Raw genomic sequence first — 17,137 nt, 5'->3', positions numbered from 1 at the left:
AACTCATTAAATAGTTGGCATTAAGGAATCCAGCACTGGCATTTGCTGTTGTTGTAATTTGTGGTTTTGAGCTTGTGTTATTATCCGGTTTTTTATTATCATCTGGATTAGGGTTAGGGTTAGGGTTAGGGTTAGGGTTAGGGTTAGGATTAGTAACCGTGTTACTATTACTCGCTAAGACCCAATTATTCCCATCTTTATTTATATTATAGACATATCCACCCAATTCAATGGCATGAGTCGTTTTAAATTCGGCATTACTGATTGCATTTTCAGCTATTTCTACTAAAGTTAATTTTTCTTTACCATTAGTATTTGCTGCGCCATTATTAATCAAATTAAGAGTGTGATGGCCTTCAGCTGAGTTTGTGATAATGAGTTTATCACTTTTTTCAGCAGCGATATCGGTACTCATTGTGAAATTTAATGCACCTTTTAGGTTTTCAACAGTTAAATTTTTGAAAGAAAGCGATCGAGTTTGAGCATTGTGATCAAATGTAACCGACCCCGCACCTGATAATTGCGTGATATAGGAACCATCCTCATCAATTTCCCAATTTGCATTTTTAGCAAGATCAATGATAATCTTACCAGCTAGAGAATCAACGCCATCAATTGGATCAATCTCAGCGTTACTATATGCGGATCCTAAAAATTTAGAGCCATCAGCTAAATATAATTCGACTATTCCACCATCATAAGCCTCTACTTGACCAATTATTTGCGATTTATTTTTAATGATTAATTTTCCTGATTCTTGAACGTTAAGATCACCATTTATTATTGATTCTCCATTTAGTGTTAAAATCCCATCAATCATTGAAATTGCATTTGAATTGTCTTTGTGATCTATATTTAATGTTGTTTTTCCATTAACTTCAATAACTGAATTATTGAATATACTTATTGCATCAAATTTAAAACCTTTTACATCTATGTTTAAATCACCATTAAATACTGTTGTGGAATTACCATCAAAGCTGGTTGAAATACCGGAAATATTTGAATCTGAGTTTGAATCATTATTCCGTTGTAAATTGATGTTAACGTTTTTCTCAAAAATAGTTTGACTATTTTTCAATATATCAATGCCTGAATTAAGTTCACCTTCAAGTTCATTATAATTATGGGTTGATGGTATATTGACTTCTTCAGTAAAAGTTTGATTACCTGATAAATTTATTGCCATTGCGGTTAAAGGTGTAACTAAACTAACACCAAATCCTATAATGATTTTTTTTTTCATTGTTTTTCCTTCCTTTTAAGATTGTCGATGATTTTAGCAATGAAAAAAAAGTTGTTCAAGAATTAGTCATCGTTTATTTTTACAATCAACTAACATTAAATCTTACTTCTAACATCTTGAATCTTAAAAAAACAGGAGTATAACTAAATCTAATTGTGAAATTTTTAAACTAAAATTAGGTAGGTTAAAGATGAAACTTCGTAAAGTGATGATTATTGGTGTTGGCAATGTCGGTTCAACAACCGCTTATACTTTTGTTAATCGTGGCATATGTGAAGAGATAGCGCTGGTTGATCTTAATAAAGATTTAGCCTATGGTCATGCTCAAGATCTTTTGGATGCAGCAGCTTATCGGCAAAATATGATCAAAGTGAGTTTGCGTGAATCGACCGATTGTGCTGATATTGATATTGCGATTATTACAGTAACTTCAGGATTAGCACAAAAAAGCCGTGATGAGGAGCTTGCAGGCACATCTAAAATTGTGGAAAGTATTGTGCCGAATATGATGAAAAATGGCTTCAAGGGTATTTTTTTGATAGCAACCAATCCTTGTGATGCAATTACTTATCAAGTCTGGAAACTATCAGGTTTACCTCGTCATCGAGTTATTGGTACAGGAGTTTGGCTTGATACCGTGCGATTACGTCGCTTACTAGGTGAGCAGATGGATATAGGACCACAAAGCATCGATGCCTTTATAGTTGGTGAGCATGGTGATTCGCAGTTTCCGGTTTGGTCTCATTCTTCGGTTTATGGTATTAATCTTAATCAACTTGAAAAAAATAAAATTGATTTTGTTGATATTGGGACTAAAGCAAAAAATAAAGGTTTTGAAATCGTTAAATATAAGCATTGTACTGAATATGGTATCGCTAGTACCATTACTGAAATTTGTCAGCATATTTTTACTAATAGCCATCGAGCCTTAGCGCTTAGCTGTGTTTTAGATGGGGAGTATGGCTATAAAGATGTCGCTATAGGGGTACCGGCAATTTTGGATCAACATGGGATTAAAAAAGTGATTCAACTTGACTTTAACGAAACCGAGAAACAGCTGTTTGATAAAAGCATTAATATTGTGAAAGGTTATATTCGACATATTAATTAATCTTATTAGGTTTCTATTTTATGCCATACCTTTATCAGCAACAGAGCGATATCAATAAGCGTGTTGTCTGATTCTATTTTAAGCCGATTGATAAATCGGCTTCATCGTTTTGTACAATTTGATTTTTGATGATTGGGTAAATTAACTTCATGAAAATGGTGTATAGCTATTTAGTTGCAATCAATATGCAATCTTTTCTTACCACATTGAACACACTCAAATAGATAACCAGTCAGTGAGCCATCTTTGGATAATGACGTTCTTAATAACTCCTCTGGGTAATCAATATCATCTTTAATCTCATCAAAATAGGGAATAATTTCTGCAAATCCGACATAACCGATAAATGCACAAGGCTCATTACAATGCGTTAACCATACTTCTTGCTGCCATGATGAATAACTGGGTGTTTTTAATATGAGCTCGTCAAGCTTTTCAGGCGGCAGCTCATCTATACTGTTATCATCATTGAATTGACCGTGATATTTTTTTGCCGCAGAACCGTCAGCAATACACCATGGACAGATATATTCAGGCTCTTCTTGGCTGTAAAGCGGTAAGTCATATTTTATTGAACGAATTTTATGACAAACCGAGCAAATCCCATCTTTTTGACTAAAAATATCTAGCTGATAAGCGTTGGGATGATATTTAAAAGTAGGTAAACACATACTTAATCCTCAATAATACCAATTTTTTTTTGTAATGTTTTCAATTCAGCAGAACTTAGAAAATAATGAATAGAATTTTTAATATAATTAGCTATTTGTTTATATGTTTGCAAATTTTCGGATACCGGATAACAATCAATATAGTTGCTAAAAGCCACGATATCAGCAATATCGGCAAACTGTTGTTTGGTAAGTTTATTCAAATATTGCTTTAAATTTTTAGTTTGACAGTTAACAGGAGGGGCTTGTAAGTAAAATTGATTGTCATGAAATTGATAAGTTAAATTAATCGTTTGTTTATATTGATAGATATTGTCTTTAACTTCTGCTACATAACCAAGTTCATAAACTGCGTCTAGTTTAATATGAAATAGTTGATCTTTAATCGTGGATGAAAAGAAAAACAAGTGATCTTCATGTCCAGTTTTTCCCGCTATCATTAATTCATCTAGAAATTTTCCATTTTTGTCAAAAGCATTAATTAATTTGATATCTTCGTTGATACCTTCGCCTATACTATCAAAAGTTAAATCATAGAGTATAAATTTGATATCATCCATTTCAAAGCGACCAATCGCTTTTAGATCTGTTAGCGTAAAATAATTGTCGGTTTGAACAGTTGGTTTATCATAATAGCGATAATCATCATCATCGAAATGAAAAAATTTACTATCAACATATTTTCCGGTGCTGATATTTTTGCTATCAATAGGCATGGATAATATCGGTAAACTTTGATAGAAGTCAGCAAAGGAATCAAAATGCTCACGTTGGTTATAATTTAAAGCGTTATTATTGGCAAACACCATATGCGTATTACACAGAGTAAAACAACAAAATACCGTTATACATAAGCTTGAAACTATTTTTTTCATTTCCTATAAAATCCATTTTTATCACTAAAGATTCACAATTTGTGCAGTAAAGACTATGTCATTATAAGGTGATAAGTTTATCATTTCTGCAATGATTTATTCGAATTACTATTCATTCAAATTAGGACATTACTTTTAACAAAAAATTCATATTTATTTTATTGATCGATATTGAAGTAGTTAGCAATAGGAGAATTGTTTAAAATTATAGAAATAATCGAAAATAGATTTTGTGATAGCGGCTATTTCGCCAATCAGTTTAAAAAAGGTTTGTGTTTTAGTTAAATACCATAGTTGAATTAAACTGTTTAGATTTAATAAATTCGCTGATAGTTTATTTTATCTGCCATTATATCGATAAAACTATACGATATAATGGCAGTTATTATGAGGCTAAAACTATTTTAGCTAACAACTATTTTTTATCAGGTAAAGCATAAGCAATAACATAATCGCCACGAACTGGTGATTGTCTTGCTCCACTTGCTGAGATGACAATATATTGTTTACCTGTTTTAGGTGATACATAGGTCATTGGTGTACCTTGGCTACCGACGGGTAAACGTGCTTTCCAAATTTCTTCCCCGGTCACAGAATCAAATGCTCGAAGATAGAAGTCTTGCGTTGCAGCAAAGAATAATAGACCCGATTTAGTTGCCATTGGTCCACCGATGGTTGGCATGCCAATTGGCGCAGGTAAATGCATTGGGATGCCTAAAATACCTGTATCCATGACTGTACCTAAAGGTTTTTGCCATACAATTTGTCGAGATTTAAGATCGATGGCTGTCATGGTTCCGTAAGGTGGTTTTTGGCATGGAACACCTAAGGCAGAGGTAAATCTTAAACGCATCGCACCAAATGGCGTTCCTTTTTGTGGCACAATACCCATTTCAATACCGCTAGCATTTTTAGGGATATTATCTTGAGGGATCATCCAGTTAGTTAAACCAATTCGCATATCATTAACAAACATTAAGTTGGTTTGTGGATCAACCGCGACACTGCCCCAGTTCATGCCACCTAAAGATCCTGGATATTGCAGCGTTTTGGTCATATTCGGTGGTGTAAATAAACCATGATAGACAGAACCGGCAAAGTCAATTCGGCAGAGTAATTGATCATAAGGTGTCGCACCCCACATATCAAATTCAGTCAAGGTTTCGTTACCAATTGATGGCATACCTACTGAGAATGGCTGAGTAGGGGAGTAATATTCACCTGCTACATCACCTTTTGCTACAGGTTTTTCTTGAACTTCAGCAACAGGTTTACCGGTCTGACGATCTAACATGAAGATCTGACCTGATTTTGTTGTTTGGACAATAACTTTTGTAACGCCACCTTTTCCATCAGGAATATCGTAGAGTAAAGGTTGTGATGGTAAGTCATAGTCCCATAAATCATGATGTGCTGTTCTAAATTTCCAGCGAATTTGTCCCGTTTTACGGTCTAGCGCAACAATTGATGAGTTATATTCATCATCGTATTTTGTTCTATAGCCACCGAAGAAGTCAGGTGTTGCATTCCCTGTTGGTGCATAAACAAGATCAAGTTCTGGATCATAAGCTGTCGTCGCCCAGACGTTTACTGTGCCGCGTGTATAGGTTTCATTAGCTGGCGGAACATCAGTAATATTTGGATTGCCTGGATCCCATGCCCAAACTAATTTGCCTGAATGGACATCAAAAGCACGAACAACGCCACCTGGCTCATTAACTGAGAAGTTATCAGCAACGCGGCCACCAACAACAATCACATCTTTCGCTACTAAAGGGGCCGCTGTTGGCTCATAATAACCCGGAGGAATATCGCCCATATCTTTTTTCAGATCAACAACGCCTTGTTCACCAAAATCTTCACACAATTTACCGGTATTTGCATCAATCGCCATCAACCTAGCATCAATTGTGTTCATGATAATACGTGCCGAACACGCTTTTGCATTATTACTGGCATCGTCTAACGTTTTTTGGTCTTCATAGTAGGCTAATCCACGGCAACGTTGCCAGTTAGGTGAAGTCGCTTTAGGATCATAACGCCATTTTTGTTCGCCACTATCAGCATCTAATGCGATAACAACATTTGTTGGTGTACATAAATAGACATTATCGCCAATTTGTAAAGGTGTCTCTTGGTCTTCTGGACCTGATCCACTATTAGAAGGAATATAACCTGTGTGATAAGTCCAAGCAACTTGGAGATCTTTAACATTTTGTTTAGTGATTTGATCTGCACCTGAAAAACGCGTGCCTTTAGTCGTATTAGCATATTGCTTCCAATCTATAGGCGCATCACTCGGATCGAGTTTATTATTGGCTAAAGGGACGGGATTTGTAATAACATTGTGTTCTTTGAACATAAAGCCAAGCGCAATGCCCATTAAGACTAAAATAAATATCCCCAATTTATAACCGCCATTACCAGCAGTCGTATCGCCAGTTTCTTTTTTCTCAAGCATTGGATAGGCAAATGCAATAAGCATTGCAAAACCTGTAAATACCATTAAGCGCGAGAAGAGCGGCCAGAATTGTAAGCCAACCTCATATAAAGCCCAAATTAAGGTTAATGCGTAAGCTAAACCATATAGCCAAGCCCCTTTGGTACTTTGTCTAAATAATAAAAGCGAAGTGATTATTTGTACTAATCCCATAATCGCAAAATACCAGCTACCGCCTAGTGCGATCAATTTAAATCCATAAATTGTACAAAATAAACCGCTCGCTAATAAAATAATGGCAACTAGCCATAAATAAAATTTACGGGCACCTGCAATTTTTATCATGAATTATCCTTATGTTGTTAAGTGTTACTTTTTTAACTCATCTTTTTGCATAAACATTAGATGAAAATAACTATTTTCATCTATGATAATTAACAAAATTGAGTTATATCCTATTGATTAATATTAATGAATTAGAAGATAAATATCCCTATTCACATTCCAACTAGACTTGAAAAATTGTTGTATAAACATTCTACTAATATGCACTGAATAATTAGGGGAATCAATAGGCAAAAGATGATATTTTTACTTTAAAATAGACAATTAAAATTTGGCTAAATTTTTTATTTGTTACTGTTAAAATAAGTTATATTTAAGCAAATATACTTTAATGTTATCTTAATAGGATTACCCAATAATTTTTGGGTAATCCTTATTTTTAGTAAAAATTACGATTGATTTGTGAGGAAAAGTTTGAGTGATGGGTTGTGCGTTTCATTATGAAAATCGTAACCCAATTCGGTTAAATGTTGATTAAACTGATTATAGCTACTTTCATCGATTTCAAAAGCGGCAAGCACTCTTCCATAATCGGTGCCATGACTGCGATAATGGAACATTGAAATATTCCAATTTGTGCCCAATGTTTGCAAGAATTTAAGAAGTGCGCCTTGTGATTCAGGAAATTCGAAACTGTATACTTGTTCTTCAATATGTTTACATGGTTTGCCGCCAATCATATATCGAACATGTAATTTAGCCATTTCATCATCGGTTAAGTCAACTACGGCATAACCAGCAGAAATTAATTCCTGCATAATTTCATCTTTTTCGTCACTTTTAGTAATTTTAACACCGACAAAAACGCATGCTGATTGTTCATCATGATAACGGTAATTAAATTCAGTGACTGAACGTCCACCTAACAGTTGGCAAAATTTCAAAAAACTACCTTTCTTTTCTGGAATCGTCACAGCGAGAAGGACTTCGCGTTTTTCACCTAGTTCACAGCGCTCTGATACATAACGCAAACTATGAAAGTTCAAATTAGCTCCAGATAAAATATGAGCCAGGTTTTCGCCACAAATATTGTGCTTGGCAACATACTTTTTCAATCCCGCTAGCGCCACAGCACCTGACGGTTCGGCAATGGCGCGTACATCGTCAAATAAATCTTTTACCGCTGCACAAATTTCGTCACTATCGACAGTGATAATATCATCAATGTACTGTTGACAAAGTCTAAATGTTTCATCGCCTATTCGTTTAACGGCAACCCCTTCAGCAAATAAGCCTACTCGATTTAAATCAACAGGTTTACCTGCATCAAGAGCCGCTTTTAAACATGCGGCATCTTCTGGTTCAACCGCAATCACTTTGATTGAAGGCATAATTTGCTTAATTAATACTGCAATGCCCGCAGCAAGTCCACCGCCTCCAACAGGGACAAATATGCGATCGAGTTTAGCATTTTGCTGTAGTAACTCCATAGCAATACTTCCTTGTCCGGCAATCACTAAGGGGTGATCAAAAGGCGGGATAAAGACGCGATTTTGTTCTTCAACCAGCTCTATTGCTTTGGCTTTTGCTTCATCAAAATTGGCGCCATAAAGTAATACCTCACCACCAAAACCTTTTACCGCTTCTACCTTAATGTCAGCGGTGGTTAATGGCATCACAATTAGGGAGTTTATCCCTAATTTACTCGCCGATAGCGCAACGCCTTGTGCATGATTACCAGCAGATGCTGCAATTACACCTCGTTTACGTTGTTCTTCGGTCAGGCTTGCTATCATAGCTTGAGCACCACGAATTTTGAAACTGTGGACTAATTGGCGATCTTCCCGTTTAACAAAAATTTGGTTATGTAACCTTAAAGAAATCTTTTCCATTTTTTCAAGCGGGGTCACTTGTGCAACATCATAGACTGCTGAACAAAGAGTCGCTTTTAGATAATCTGCACCAGTGAGCTTATTCTCTTCTTTTTTCACATTAGCCACCTAATTTACTTTTATCACGAACCGCACCTTTGTCGGCACTTGTTGCTAAACTCGCATAGGCTTTAAGGGCGAATGATACATAGCGATCGCGATCATGAGGCGTAAAGGCTTTATCGCCACGTTCCATTTCAGCCACTCGGCGTCTTTCAAGTTCAGATACAGGAACATCTAACACTAATTTACGGTTTGGAATATCAATATCGATAATGTCTCCATCACGGACTAATCCTATTAACCCACCATTAGCCGCTTCAGGTGAAATATGACCAATGGATAGGCCAGAAGAACCGCCAGAAAATCGACCATCAGTAATAAGTGCACATTTTTTGCCTAATCCCATTGATTTTAAATAGCTGGTCGGATAAAGCATTTCTTGCATGCCAGGTCCACCTTTTGGTCCTTCATAGATGATTACAACTACATCACCTTCAACAACTCGCCCTCCCAAGATTGCATCAACCGCATCTTCTTGGCTTTCGTAAACTTTAGCAGGGCCGCGGAATACTAAGTTTTCAGCCGCAACGCCAGCTGTTTTAACAATTGCGCCATCTTCTGCAAGGTTACCATAAAGTGTGGCAAGACCTCCATCTTGGCTATAAGCGTGTTCTTTGTCGCGAATACAGCCATTTACACGGTCATCATCTAAACTATCCCAATAGCAATCTTGTGAAAATGCTTTCGTTGTACGAATACCGGCAGGGCCGCTTCGATACATTTTTTTCACTGATTCGTCTTTGGTTTGGGTGATATCATATTGTGCAAAGGTTTCGTGTAAAGAGAGTCCTAATACATTGTGAACATCACGATTAAGTAATCCAGCTTTATCAAGTTCAGACAAGATAGAGACAACACCGCCGGCTCTATGTACATCTTCCATATGATACAGCGCTGTACTTGGCGCAACCTTACATAAATGCGGGACTTTACGAGATAATCTATCAATATCCGACATAGTAAAGTCGATTTCACCTTCTTGCGCAGTGGCAAGTAAGTGTAACACCGTGTTGGTTGAACCCCCCATAGCGATATCAAGAGACATGGCATTTTCATAAGCCGATTTGGTTGCAATAGAACGCGGAAGGTAAGATTCATCATCATGTTCATAATAACGTTTCGTGATTTCAACTATGCGTTTAGCTGCTTTTAAAAATAGCTGTTCGCGCTGTTTATGCGTTGCAACTAACGATCCATTACCCGGTAATGAAAGTCCTAAAGCTTCAGTTAAGCAGTTCATAGAATTTGCGGTGAACATGCCAGAGCATGAACCACAAGTTGGACAGGCAGACTCCTCAATGGCTTTACTATCAGCATCACTGACATTTGGATTTGCGCTTTGAATCATGGCATCAACTAAATCTAACTTAATAATTTGATCTGAAAGTTTAGTTTTTCCTGCTTCCATTGGACCACCAGACACAAACACCGTTGGAATATTTAAACGAAGTGATGCCATTAACATGCCTGGTGTGATTTTGTCACAGTTTGAAATACAGATCATGGCGTCAGCACAATGGGCATTAACCATGTATTCTACAGAGTCAGCAATTAATTCTCGTGATGGCAGTGAGTAAAGCATCCCACCATGACCCATGGCGATACCGTCATCGACAGCAATTGTGTTAAATTCTTTAGCAATGCCACCACATGCTTCAATTTCTTTTGCTACCAGTTGACCTATATCTTTTAAATGAACATGCCCCGGTACAAATTGTGTGAATGAGTTGACCACCGCAATAATAGGTTTACCAAAGTCTTCATTTTTTACGCCTGTTGCACGCCATAAGGCACGGGCACCCGCCATGTTGCGACCTTCTATAGAGGTGGCTGAACGATATTTAGGCATTTCTTGCTCCCAATTTTTTTATGTAAGCGACCGATTCCTATCGGTTGATAATTTTGTATCGTAACTTTAAAAAGCCAATCCACTAAAATGAATTAGTGGATTAGAAAATGACGTTTATTTAACTGGATCTAACCAACCATATTTATCTTCGGTTTTACCGTTAAATAAACCAAAGAAAGTTTGTTGGATTTGTTTTGTGATTGGGCCACAACGACCAATACCAACTTGGATTCGATCAACACTACGTACTGGTGTGATTTCGGCCGCGGTACCTGTCATAAATACTTCGTCAGCAAGGTATAGTGATTCACGTGAAAGTGTTTGTTCACGTACTTCAATTCCTAGATCATGTGCAAGTTTGATGATAGCATCACGAGTGATCCCTGGTAGGGCGGATGATGATAGTAATGGGGTAAATAGTATGCCGTCTTTGACGATAAATAAGTTTTCGCCTGAACCTTCAGAAAGCTGGCCGTTTACGTCTAAAGCGATCCCTTCTTGGAAGCCATTAGCTCGAGCTTCTGATCCGATAAGTAGTGATGATAAGTAGTTACCCCCCGCTTTAGCCGCTGCTGGGATGGTATTTGGTGCAAAACGATTCCATGATGATACCATTGCATCAATACCTTGTTCTAAGGCATCTTCACCAAGATAAGCGCCCCATGGAAACGCCGCGATCATCACGTCGGTTTTGTAGCCGGCTGGTGGAATAACGCCCATGCCAACATCACCAATAAAGACTAAAGGGCGGATGTATGCACTTTCAAGATTATTTTTTTTGATGACTTGGCGAGTTGCTTCCATGATCTCTTCTAGCGTATAAGGGACTGGAAAACGATAAATCTTGGCTGAATTTAATAATCGTTGAGCATGTTCTTTATGACGAAAGATAACTGGGCCTTTATGTGTGTTATAGCAACGCACACCTTCAAAAACAGAGGTACCATAATGCAAAGCATGAGACATGACATGTATTTTTGCATCAGCCCATGGAACCATTTCACCATTCAACCAAATATAATCAGATTTCGCTGTAGTACCCATTTTGTTTTCCTCTCAATTTTACTTTTTGTTAAGCAAGTATGTTGCTTTATCTTTATTCTTTTAAAGGTCAAGCATTATACTATTAACTTTGTTTAACTTTCTAAATATATCTATATTATTTTTAATTATTATTTCATCGACAGTTATCGATGAAACAAATTCATATTTCAACTGAAATAACATCCACTAATTTGTTAATTTGATTGCATAAAGCTGCAACGCTGCGTTCGGTGGTGCATGTCAACACTAAGGCAAAAATATGTTGATCTTCAATTTGCATTGTTAAGTTTTCAATATGCGCACCACGATGACGTATGACACGTAAAATACGCTCTAGTGCCCCTAAATTGTCATAAGCTTTAATGCATAGCTGCTGTTTCGTTCTTTCACTCATCATTTATTGTTTCCCTTTTTATCTAACATATTTTCATTAGATGCACCAGGTGGTACTAATGGCCAAACGTTTTCTAATTCATCAATGCAAACATGCAATAAATAAGCATTAGGCGAATTTAGCATGTTAGTTATTGCTGGTTCAATTTCAGATTTTTTTGTTATTTTTTCACCAGTTATATCAAATGCTTTGGCTAACATTAAAAAATCGGGATTATCAGATAAATTAGTCTCACTATAGCGTTGGTTAAAAAATAACTCTTGCCATTGCCTTACCATACCTAAACGTTGATTATCAATTAAAACAATTTTTATCGGTAACTTTTTGCGTTTAATTGTAGTGAGTTCTTGAATATTCATCATGATAGAACCATCACCAGAAATACATATTACACTGTCATTAGGTCTGGCGAGTTGAGCGCCAATTGCCGCAGGTAATCCAAATCCCATGGTACCGAGTCCACTTGAAGTAATAAAATTTTTGGGATCATTAAACTGCATATGTTGTGCTGTCCACATTTGGTGTTGACCGACATCAGTTGTTACAATTGTAGTTGGCGACTTTCGCTCAGATAGCGTTTTTAATAATGCTGGTGCATAAATTGGATCGCCTGGATGATCATAGCGAGTGGGATATAGGTTTTTCAATTCTTGGATTTTGTTATGCCAGTCACCTATTGCAACAGCTTGATGAATTGATGGTAGAACGCTTTTTATATCACCTTGTAACCCTAAGTGGGTTTGTTTTAATTTATTAATTTCAGCTTGATCAATATCAATATGAATCACTTTGGCATGCCGAGCAAATTCATTTAAATTGCCCGTGACCCGGTCATCAAATCTTACGCCTAAAGCAATTAATAGATCACACTCTTGCACAGCTAAATTAGCTGCTTTTGAACCATGCATACCAATTAACCCTAAATAATAAGGATTATTGATATCAGCCGCGCCCAAACCTTTAAGTGTTGATACACTCGGTATTTGAGTAAAATTCATAAACTGTCTAAGCTCGTCAATCGCGCCAGATAAACCAACTCCACCCCCAATATATAGCATAGGTTTTTTAGCTTGGGATATCATGGTTTTAGCGAGTTCAATGTCAGCAGGAGAGATATTGGATTTTGAAGTATTATTAAGATTAAGATGAGTTGTGATTGGCGATAAATATTTTTGATAATTAAGATCTGCAAGCTGAATATCTTTAGGAACATCAATAAGTATTGGTCCTGGCCTGCCTGAATTGGCTAAATAAAAAGCCTCTTCTAAAATATTGGGTAAGTTTTCTGCTTGATCAATTAAATAACTGTGTTTAGTACAAGCTAATGATAATCCTAAAACATCCACTTCTTGAAATGCATCGGTACCTATTAGTTTATTTGGAACTTGTCCTGTTATCGCAACAATCGGTACCGAATCAATCAACGCATCAGCAAGTCCGGTAATGATATTGGTTGCCCCTGGTCCTGATGTTGCAATACAAACGCCAATTTTACCGGTGGCCCTGGCATAGCCTATGGCTGCCATAGCGGCGCCTTGTTCATGGCGGCATAAAACATGTTCAATACCACCATCATAAAGCGCGTCATAAAGAGGCATAATTTGTCCACCAGGATATCCAAAAACGGTAGTTACGCCTTTTTCTTTTAAGGTTTTTACTATCCACTGTGTTCCTAACATTTCTTCCTCACTTATTCTATTCTGCTTGTTTATTATTCATAAAAAAACCCCCGCTTTTGGGGGCGGGGGTTTTAATTCTATGTATGAACATATTTTTACATCGAAAAACGCCCCCGCGCAGGAATAATGACCACGCTGACTAGGATATTAATGAGGACGTTTTTACGTAAAAAGTTCATAAGCTTATATATTAAAATTATGTCATTTTCAAAAAGTTATTTTTAACAAAATACTCGTTTTTAAAAAAAGTGCAACTTTTTTTTAATCAATGCGTATAGCTTGTGAAAAATTCTGCTCAAACGTGGTAACAATAACGTCAGCTAGTACGATCAATTAATTGAATTGTTGTCTCTATTCAATGAAATAAAAATAGATTAATATAAGATTAGCTTAAACAGTAAAAAATTTTTTGTCACACATCAATAATAGTCGTTTATAGTTAACTTTTAGCTTAGTCACAAATTATAAAGCAGTGATTTTATCGATTAACGATAGCGTGTTAAACGTTATTTTTAATTAAACATTATTTCAGAATCAAAACTAAGTAATTCTAATAATTATTTTTTAATCATATTAATACGCCATTTTAGCGATGTTTCATTGCTGTTTTATTAACAATATTTTCTAACGTTCTTCATTATCTTTTCAAAGAAGACTGCATAAAATTTATATACAAAAGTATCGGTTATTCAGTAATTTAAAGGGAAAGACAACTATGACGAATTTTAAGATAATTCCTTTGCTATTAATGTGTTTTTTGTTAATTAATTGTGATAACAAGAAAAAAAATTCACCTTCAAATAAGAATAATAATGCTAGTTCATCACCAAAGGAAAATAACACGGTTGATGATTTAGTCATTAATCCTGTTAAAAAAAAATTACCCATATTTGTTGATGCACTTACCACTTTGGTTGATATTTACAAAGAAGATGACGTTATTAATTATAAATACGAAGTCAAAGATATGTCTAAATATGCTCTCTTATTACCAACGACTCAAGATACGATTCGGGATAAATTGCTTAGAACTTATTGTAGTGATAATGACGAAGTGAAACAGCTAAAACATTTTTTTCCAAACGGTGCAAATTATCATTATTATATTGATGATCAAGAAATAATCATCGTTGAATTACAACCTGATGACTGTGACGAAGATTAAATCGGTCACGTCTAATTTCTACACAGAAAGAGAGATAGTATATTTATGCTTATAGACAATATTTTTAGTTTTAACAAACTGACGAATTCAAATAATAACAAGCTAATGTAATTGGTTATATCTGGCTTAATATCAATTTATTTGCTAGACTAAAAAAGAATAATATTTCACCAATAAATAATTCAACGTTTAATATTATTCACGGTCCTATTAACCTGCCAAGGATAGCTATCTATAACAATTCACCCAATATTCCATTCCTACATGAGGGTGATGATATAAAAACAAATAGTAAGTTTTACCATCACATATATTTAATTTATTTACTGCATAATTTTTCGAAATAGTATTTTGTTTTATCTTAATGATTTTATTAAAGTTATTTTGATTTGTAAAAAACGTATTTAACTTAGGAGAAAAAACGATGAGTGAACAAATTTATAATCCAACAACAAAATATCACCACACAAAATTTCAAAAGCAAAAACAAACCGCGCCCGCGCTACAATGTGATATGAAACCCATTCCAGACTGTGGTGAAAAAAGTTACCAAGGGCACCAACGTTTAGCTGGTCGAAAAATGTTAGTAACCGGTGGGGATTCTGGCATAGGTCGTGCTGCGGCAATCGCTTATGCTAAAGAGGGCGCTGATGTAGCAATAAACTATCTTCCGTTTGAACAAAAGGATGCTGAGGAAGTTGCTAAAGTAATTGAATCTGTTGGCCGCAAAGCGGTATTGATTCCAGGTGATTTAAGTGATGAATCTTTTTGTAAAAAACTGGTTAAACAAGCGCATGATAAGCTTGGTGGATTAGATAACTTAACATTGGTTGCTGGCAAACAAACTGCAGTCGAAGATATTGCGAAATTGACCACTGAGCAAATTGTAAAAACCTTTGAAATAAATGTATTTTCATTATTTTGGGTAGTTAAAGCGGCGTTAAATTATTTAAAACCAGGCTCAACAATCATTACTACATCATCAGTTCAAGCATTCCAACCGAGTGGAAATCTTCTTGATTATGCTTCAACCAAGTCTGCTATTATTGCCTTTTCTCGTGGACTGGCTAAACAATTGGCAAGTAAAGGCATTCGTGTGAATTGTGTAGCCCCAGGCCCTGTTTGGACACCATTACAAATTTGTGGTGGGCAGCCAAGTGAGGCGATTCCAGAATTTGGTAAACAAACACCTTTACAACGCGCTGGTCAACCTGTTGAACTGTGTGGCGTGTATGTACATTTAGCAAGTGAAGAGTCCAGTTATACTACAGCCGAAACTTATGGCGTAACAGGTGGTTATCACACTAATTAATCCATAACTGCCATGATAAGCAGATTGATTTATCAACCATTAAAAATTGAAGTTTAATCAATGAGTTTTATATACATAAATTATTTAGATGCCGCTATTTTCAGGCATTAGAAATATTCAACAATTCTCCACATTTAAAAGGGTTTTACAATGAAAACATACAAAGTAATCGTTCTATCAATAATGGGGTTATTTTTAGTCAATTGTGATGATTCAAAATCTAAGATGGATGATATTAAACAACAAGTGGTAGACACGAGTTCTGCCGTAGGTGACAAAGCCCAAGATTTATACGATAAAACGAAGTTAGAAACAGAAAATATTCTCAATCAAATAAAGGACGGTAATTATAATCTTGCTCAAGATCTTATTATTAAAGCAGTAAAACAAAAATTACCTTCAGGTATTGATCAAAATGTCACTTTAGTCGATGTTGCGAAAGACGATAATATGATTAGTTATAAATATTCGGTAAACAACCTCACTAAAGATGCATTACAAGCTCAGACTAATCAAAACGCAATGTTAGCTAAATTAAAAACTTTCTATTGCGGTAAAGATATTGGCATTAGCGCAATAAGAACTGCTTTTACTCAAGGGGAGACTCATAATTATTACATCAATAACGATAAAGCATTAACGTTAACGTTAAAACCAAGCGATTGCGATAATAAATAATGCTTTCAATGGTTTACAACCATTGTAAAATTATGGGTAATTTTATGTTAAAAGGGCGAATTAAAGCCCTTTTTATTTAAATAGTGAATTGAAGAAATCGCTTAAAAGCACAAAATACGCTTTAATTTTTAAAAAAATGGCTATGAGCAAAAAATTAGTTATATTTTTTATGGATGAATCGATGGGGTAACTATCACGAGTAAAAGCTTGTTAGCGTTTTAGCCTTCTTTGTCGCTTTTTTCAATTAATGTGTTACAAGTTTTATGTGTTGGCGAAGAATATTCTATAACTTTATTGTCTGTACATAAATTTATGTGGTAATAATATAAAAAATGCGCTATATACGTTTGTAAAACTATCTAATTTATAATCAACGAAATAATAACTAAGGAAT

13 protein-coding genes are annotated in these 17,137 nt (G+C 35.6%); 4 read left to right on the top strand and 9 right to left on the bottom strand.

The features are described from left to right. Positions 1-1,246 (bottom strand): pertactin-like passenger domain-containing protein (locus J3U56_RS10310; RefSeq protein ID WP_267367587.1); only part of this gene is annotated, 1,246 nt, incomplete at its 3' end. A 190-nt stretch (positions 1,247-1,436) separates the two neighbouring features. On the opposite strand from J3U56_RS10310, the gene J3U56_RS10305 reads away from it, so the two are divergent. Next, entirely contained in the window at positions 1,437-2,357 is a 921-nt protein-coding gene (locus tag J3U56_RS10305; RefSeq protein ID WP_267333402.1) for an L-lactate dehydrogenase, read from the top strand. A gap of 170 nt (positions 2,358-2,527) precedes the next feature. On the opposite strand, the gene J3U56_RS10300 is transcribed toward J3U56_RS10305, so the two are convergent. The 8 genes from J3U56_RS10300 to ilvG all read right to left on the bottom strand — a co-directional run bounded on the left by J3U56_RS10300 (position 2,528) and on the right by ilvG (position 13,588). Beyond that, positions 2,528-3,028: a CbrC family protein gene (locus J3U56_RS10300; protein WP_267333403.1), complete on the bottom strand. Its 501-nt coding sequence runs from the start codon at positions 3,026-3,028 to the stop codon at positions 2,528-2,530. 2 nt (positions 3,029-3,030) lie between these two features. Next, positions 3,031-3,903, bottom strand: coding sequence for a hypothetical protein (locus tag J3U56_RS10295; protein ID WP_267367584.1), 873 nt, complete (start codon positions 3,901-3,903; stop codon positions 3,031-3,033). A 415-nt stretch (positions 3,904-4,318) separates the two neighbouring features. Beyond that, positions 4,319-6,688, bottom strand: coding sequence for a membrane-bound PQQ-dependent dehydrogenase, glucose/quinate/shikimate family (locus J3U56_RS10290; RefSeq protein WP_065634917.1), 2,370 nt, complete (start codon positions 6,686-6,688; stop codon positions 4,319-4,321). A 389-nt stretch (positions 6,689-7,077) separates the two neighbouring features. Further along, complete coding sequence (gene ilvA / locus J3U56_RS10285) at positions 7,078-8,619, bottom strand: threonine ammonia-lyase, biosynthetic (protein WP_267333406.1); 1,542 nt, start codon at positions 8,617-8,619, stop codon at positions 7,078-7,080. Position 8,620: 1 nt separating this feature from the next. Then, a complete protein-coding gene (ilvD, locus tag J3U56_RS10280; RefSeq protein WP_267333407.1) occupies positions 8,621-10,471 on the bottom strand; it encodes a dihydroxy-acid dehydratase in 1,851 nt (616 codons plus the stop codon). A 114-nt stretch (positions 10,472-10,585) separates the two neighbouring features. Beyond that, the gene (locus J3U56_RS10275; RefSeq protein WP_267333408.1) at positions 10,586-11,515 is read right to left on the bottom strand and encodes a branched-chain amino acid transaminase; all 930 of its coding nucleotides are present in this window, start codon (positions 11,513-11,515) and stop codon (positions 10,586-10,588) included. A 160-nt stretch (positions 11,516-11,675) separates the two neighbouring features. Beyond that, positions 11,676-11,909, bottom strand: a complete 234-nt coding sequence (gene ilvM, locus J3U56_RS10270) for an acetolactate synthase 2 small subunit (RefSeq protein WP_267343504.1) — start codon at positions 11,907-11,909, stop codon at positions 11,676-11,678. Beyond that, positions 11,909-13,588 (bottom strand): acetolactate synthase 2 catalytic subunit, encoded by a 1,680-nt coding sequence (gene ilvG / locus J3U56_RS10265; protein WP_267348949.1) that lies wholly within the window; start codon positions 13,586-13,588, stop codon positions 11,909-11,911. Before ilvG ends, ilvM begins: the two co-directional genes overlap by 1 nt. A gap of 715 nt (positions 13,589-14,303) precedes the next feature. Between ilvG and J3U56_RS10260 the strand changes: the two genes are divergently transcribed. The 3 genes from J3U56_RS10260 (at position 14,304) to J3U56_RS10250 (ending at position 16,743) form a co-directional block, all read left to right on the top strand. Next, positions 14,304-14,753, top strand: a complete 450-nt coding sequence (locus tag J3U56_RS10260; RefSeq protein ID WP_267333411.1) for a hypothetical protein — start codon at positions 14,304-14,306, stop codon at positions 14,751-14,753. Positions 14,754-15,177: 424 nt separating this feature from the next. Beyond that, positions 15,178-16,065 (top strand): SDR family oxidoreductase, encoded by an 888-nt coding sequence (locus tag J3U56_RS10255; RefSeq protein ID WP_267343503.1) that lies wholly within the window; start codon positions 15,178-15,180, stop codon positions 16,063-16,065. Positions 16,066-16,215: 150 nt separating this feature from the next. Next, complete coding sequence (locus J3U56_RS10250) at positions 16,216-16,743, top strand: hypothetical protein (protein ID WP_267333413.1); 528 nt, start codon at positions 16,216-16,218, stop codon at positions 16,741-16,743. Positions 16,744-17,137: the final 394 nt, after the last annotated feature.

The sequence above is a fragment of the Gilliamella sp. B2824 genome (assembly GCF_026536245.1).
In the GTDB taxonomy this organism is placed as follows: Bacteria; Pseudomonadota; Gammaproteobacteria; order Enterobacterales; family Orbaceae; genus Gilliamella.
This window is presented reverse-complemented; position numbering and strand designations above follow the sequence as displayed.

Coding starts and splice junctions, on each gene's coding strand:
- J3U56_RS10305 (WP_267333402.1), top strand. CDS start 1,437: ATGAAACTTCGTAAAGTGATGATTATTGGTGTTGGCAATGTCGGTTCA.
- J3U56_RS10300 (WP_267333403.1), bottom strand. CDS start 3,028: ATGTGTTTACCTACTTTTAAATATCATCCCAACGCTTATCAGCTAGAT.
- J3U56_RS10295 (WP_267367584.1), bottom strand. CDS start 3,903: ATGAAAAAAATAGTTTCAAGCTTATGTATAACGGTATTTTGTTGTTTT.
- J3U56_RS10290 (WP_065634917.1), bottom strand. CDS start 6,688: ATGATAAAAATTGCAGGTGCCCGTAAATTTTATTTATGGCTAGTTGCC.
- ilvD (WP_267333407.1), bottom strand. CDS start 10,471: ATGCCTAAATATCGTTCAGCCACCTCTATAGAAGGTCGCAACATGGCG.
- J3U56_RS10275 (WP_267333408.1), bottom strand. CDS start 11,515: ATGGGTACTACAGCGAAATCTGATTATATTTGGTTGAATGGTGAAATG.
- ilvM (WP_267343504.1), bottom strand. CDS start 11,909: ATGAGTGAAAGAACGAAACAGCAGCTATGCATTAAAGCTTATGACAAT.
- ilvG (WP_267348949.1), bottom strand. CDS start 13,588: ATGTTAGGAACACAGTGGATAGTAAAAACCTTAAAAGAAAAAGGCGTA.
- J3U56_RS10260 (WP_267333411.1), top strand. CDS start 14,304: ATGACGAATTTTAAGATAATTCCTTTGCTATTAATGTGTTTTTTGTTA.
- J3U56_RS10255 (WP_267343503.1), top strand. CDS start 15,178: ATGAGTGAACAAATTTATAATCCAACAACAAAATATCACCACACAAAA.
- J3U56_RS10250 (WP_267333413.1), top strand. CDS start 16,216: ATGAAAACATACAAAGTAATCGTTCTATCAATAATGGGGTTATTTTTA.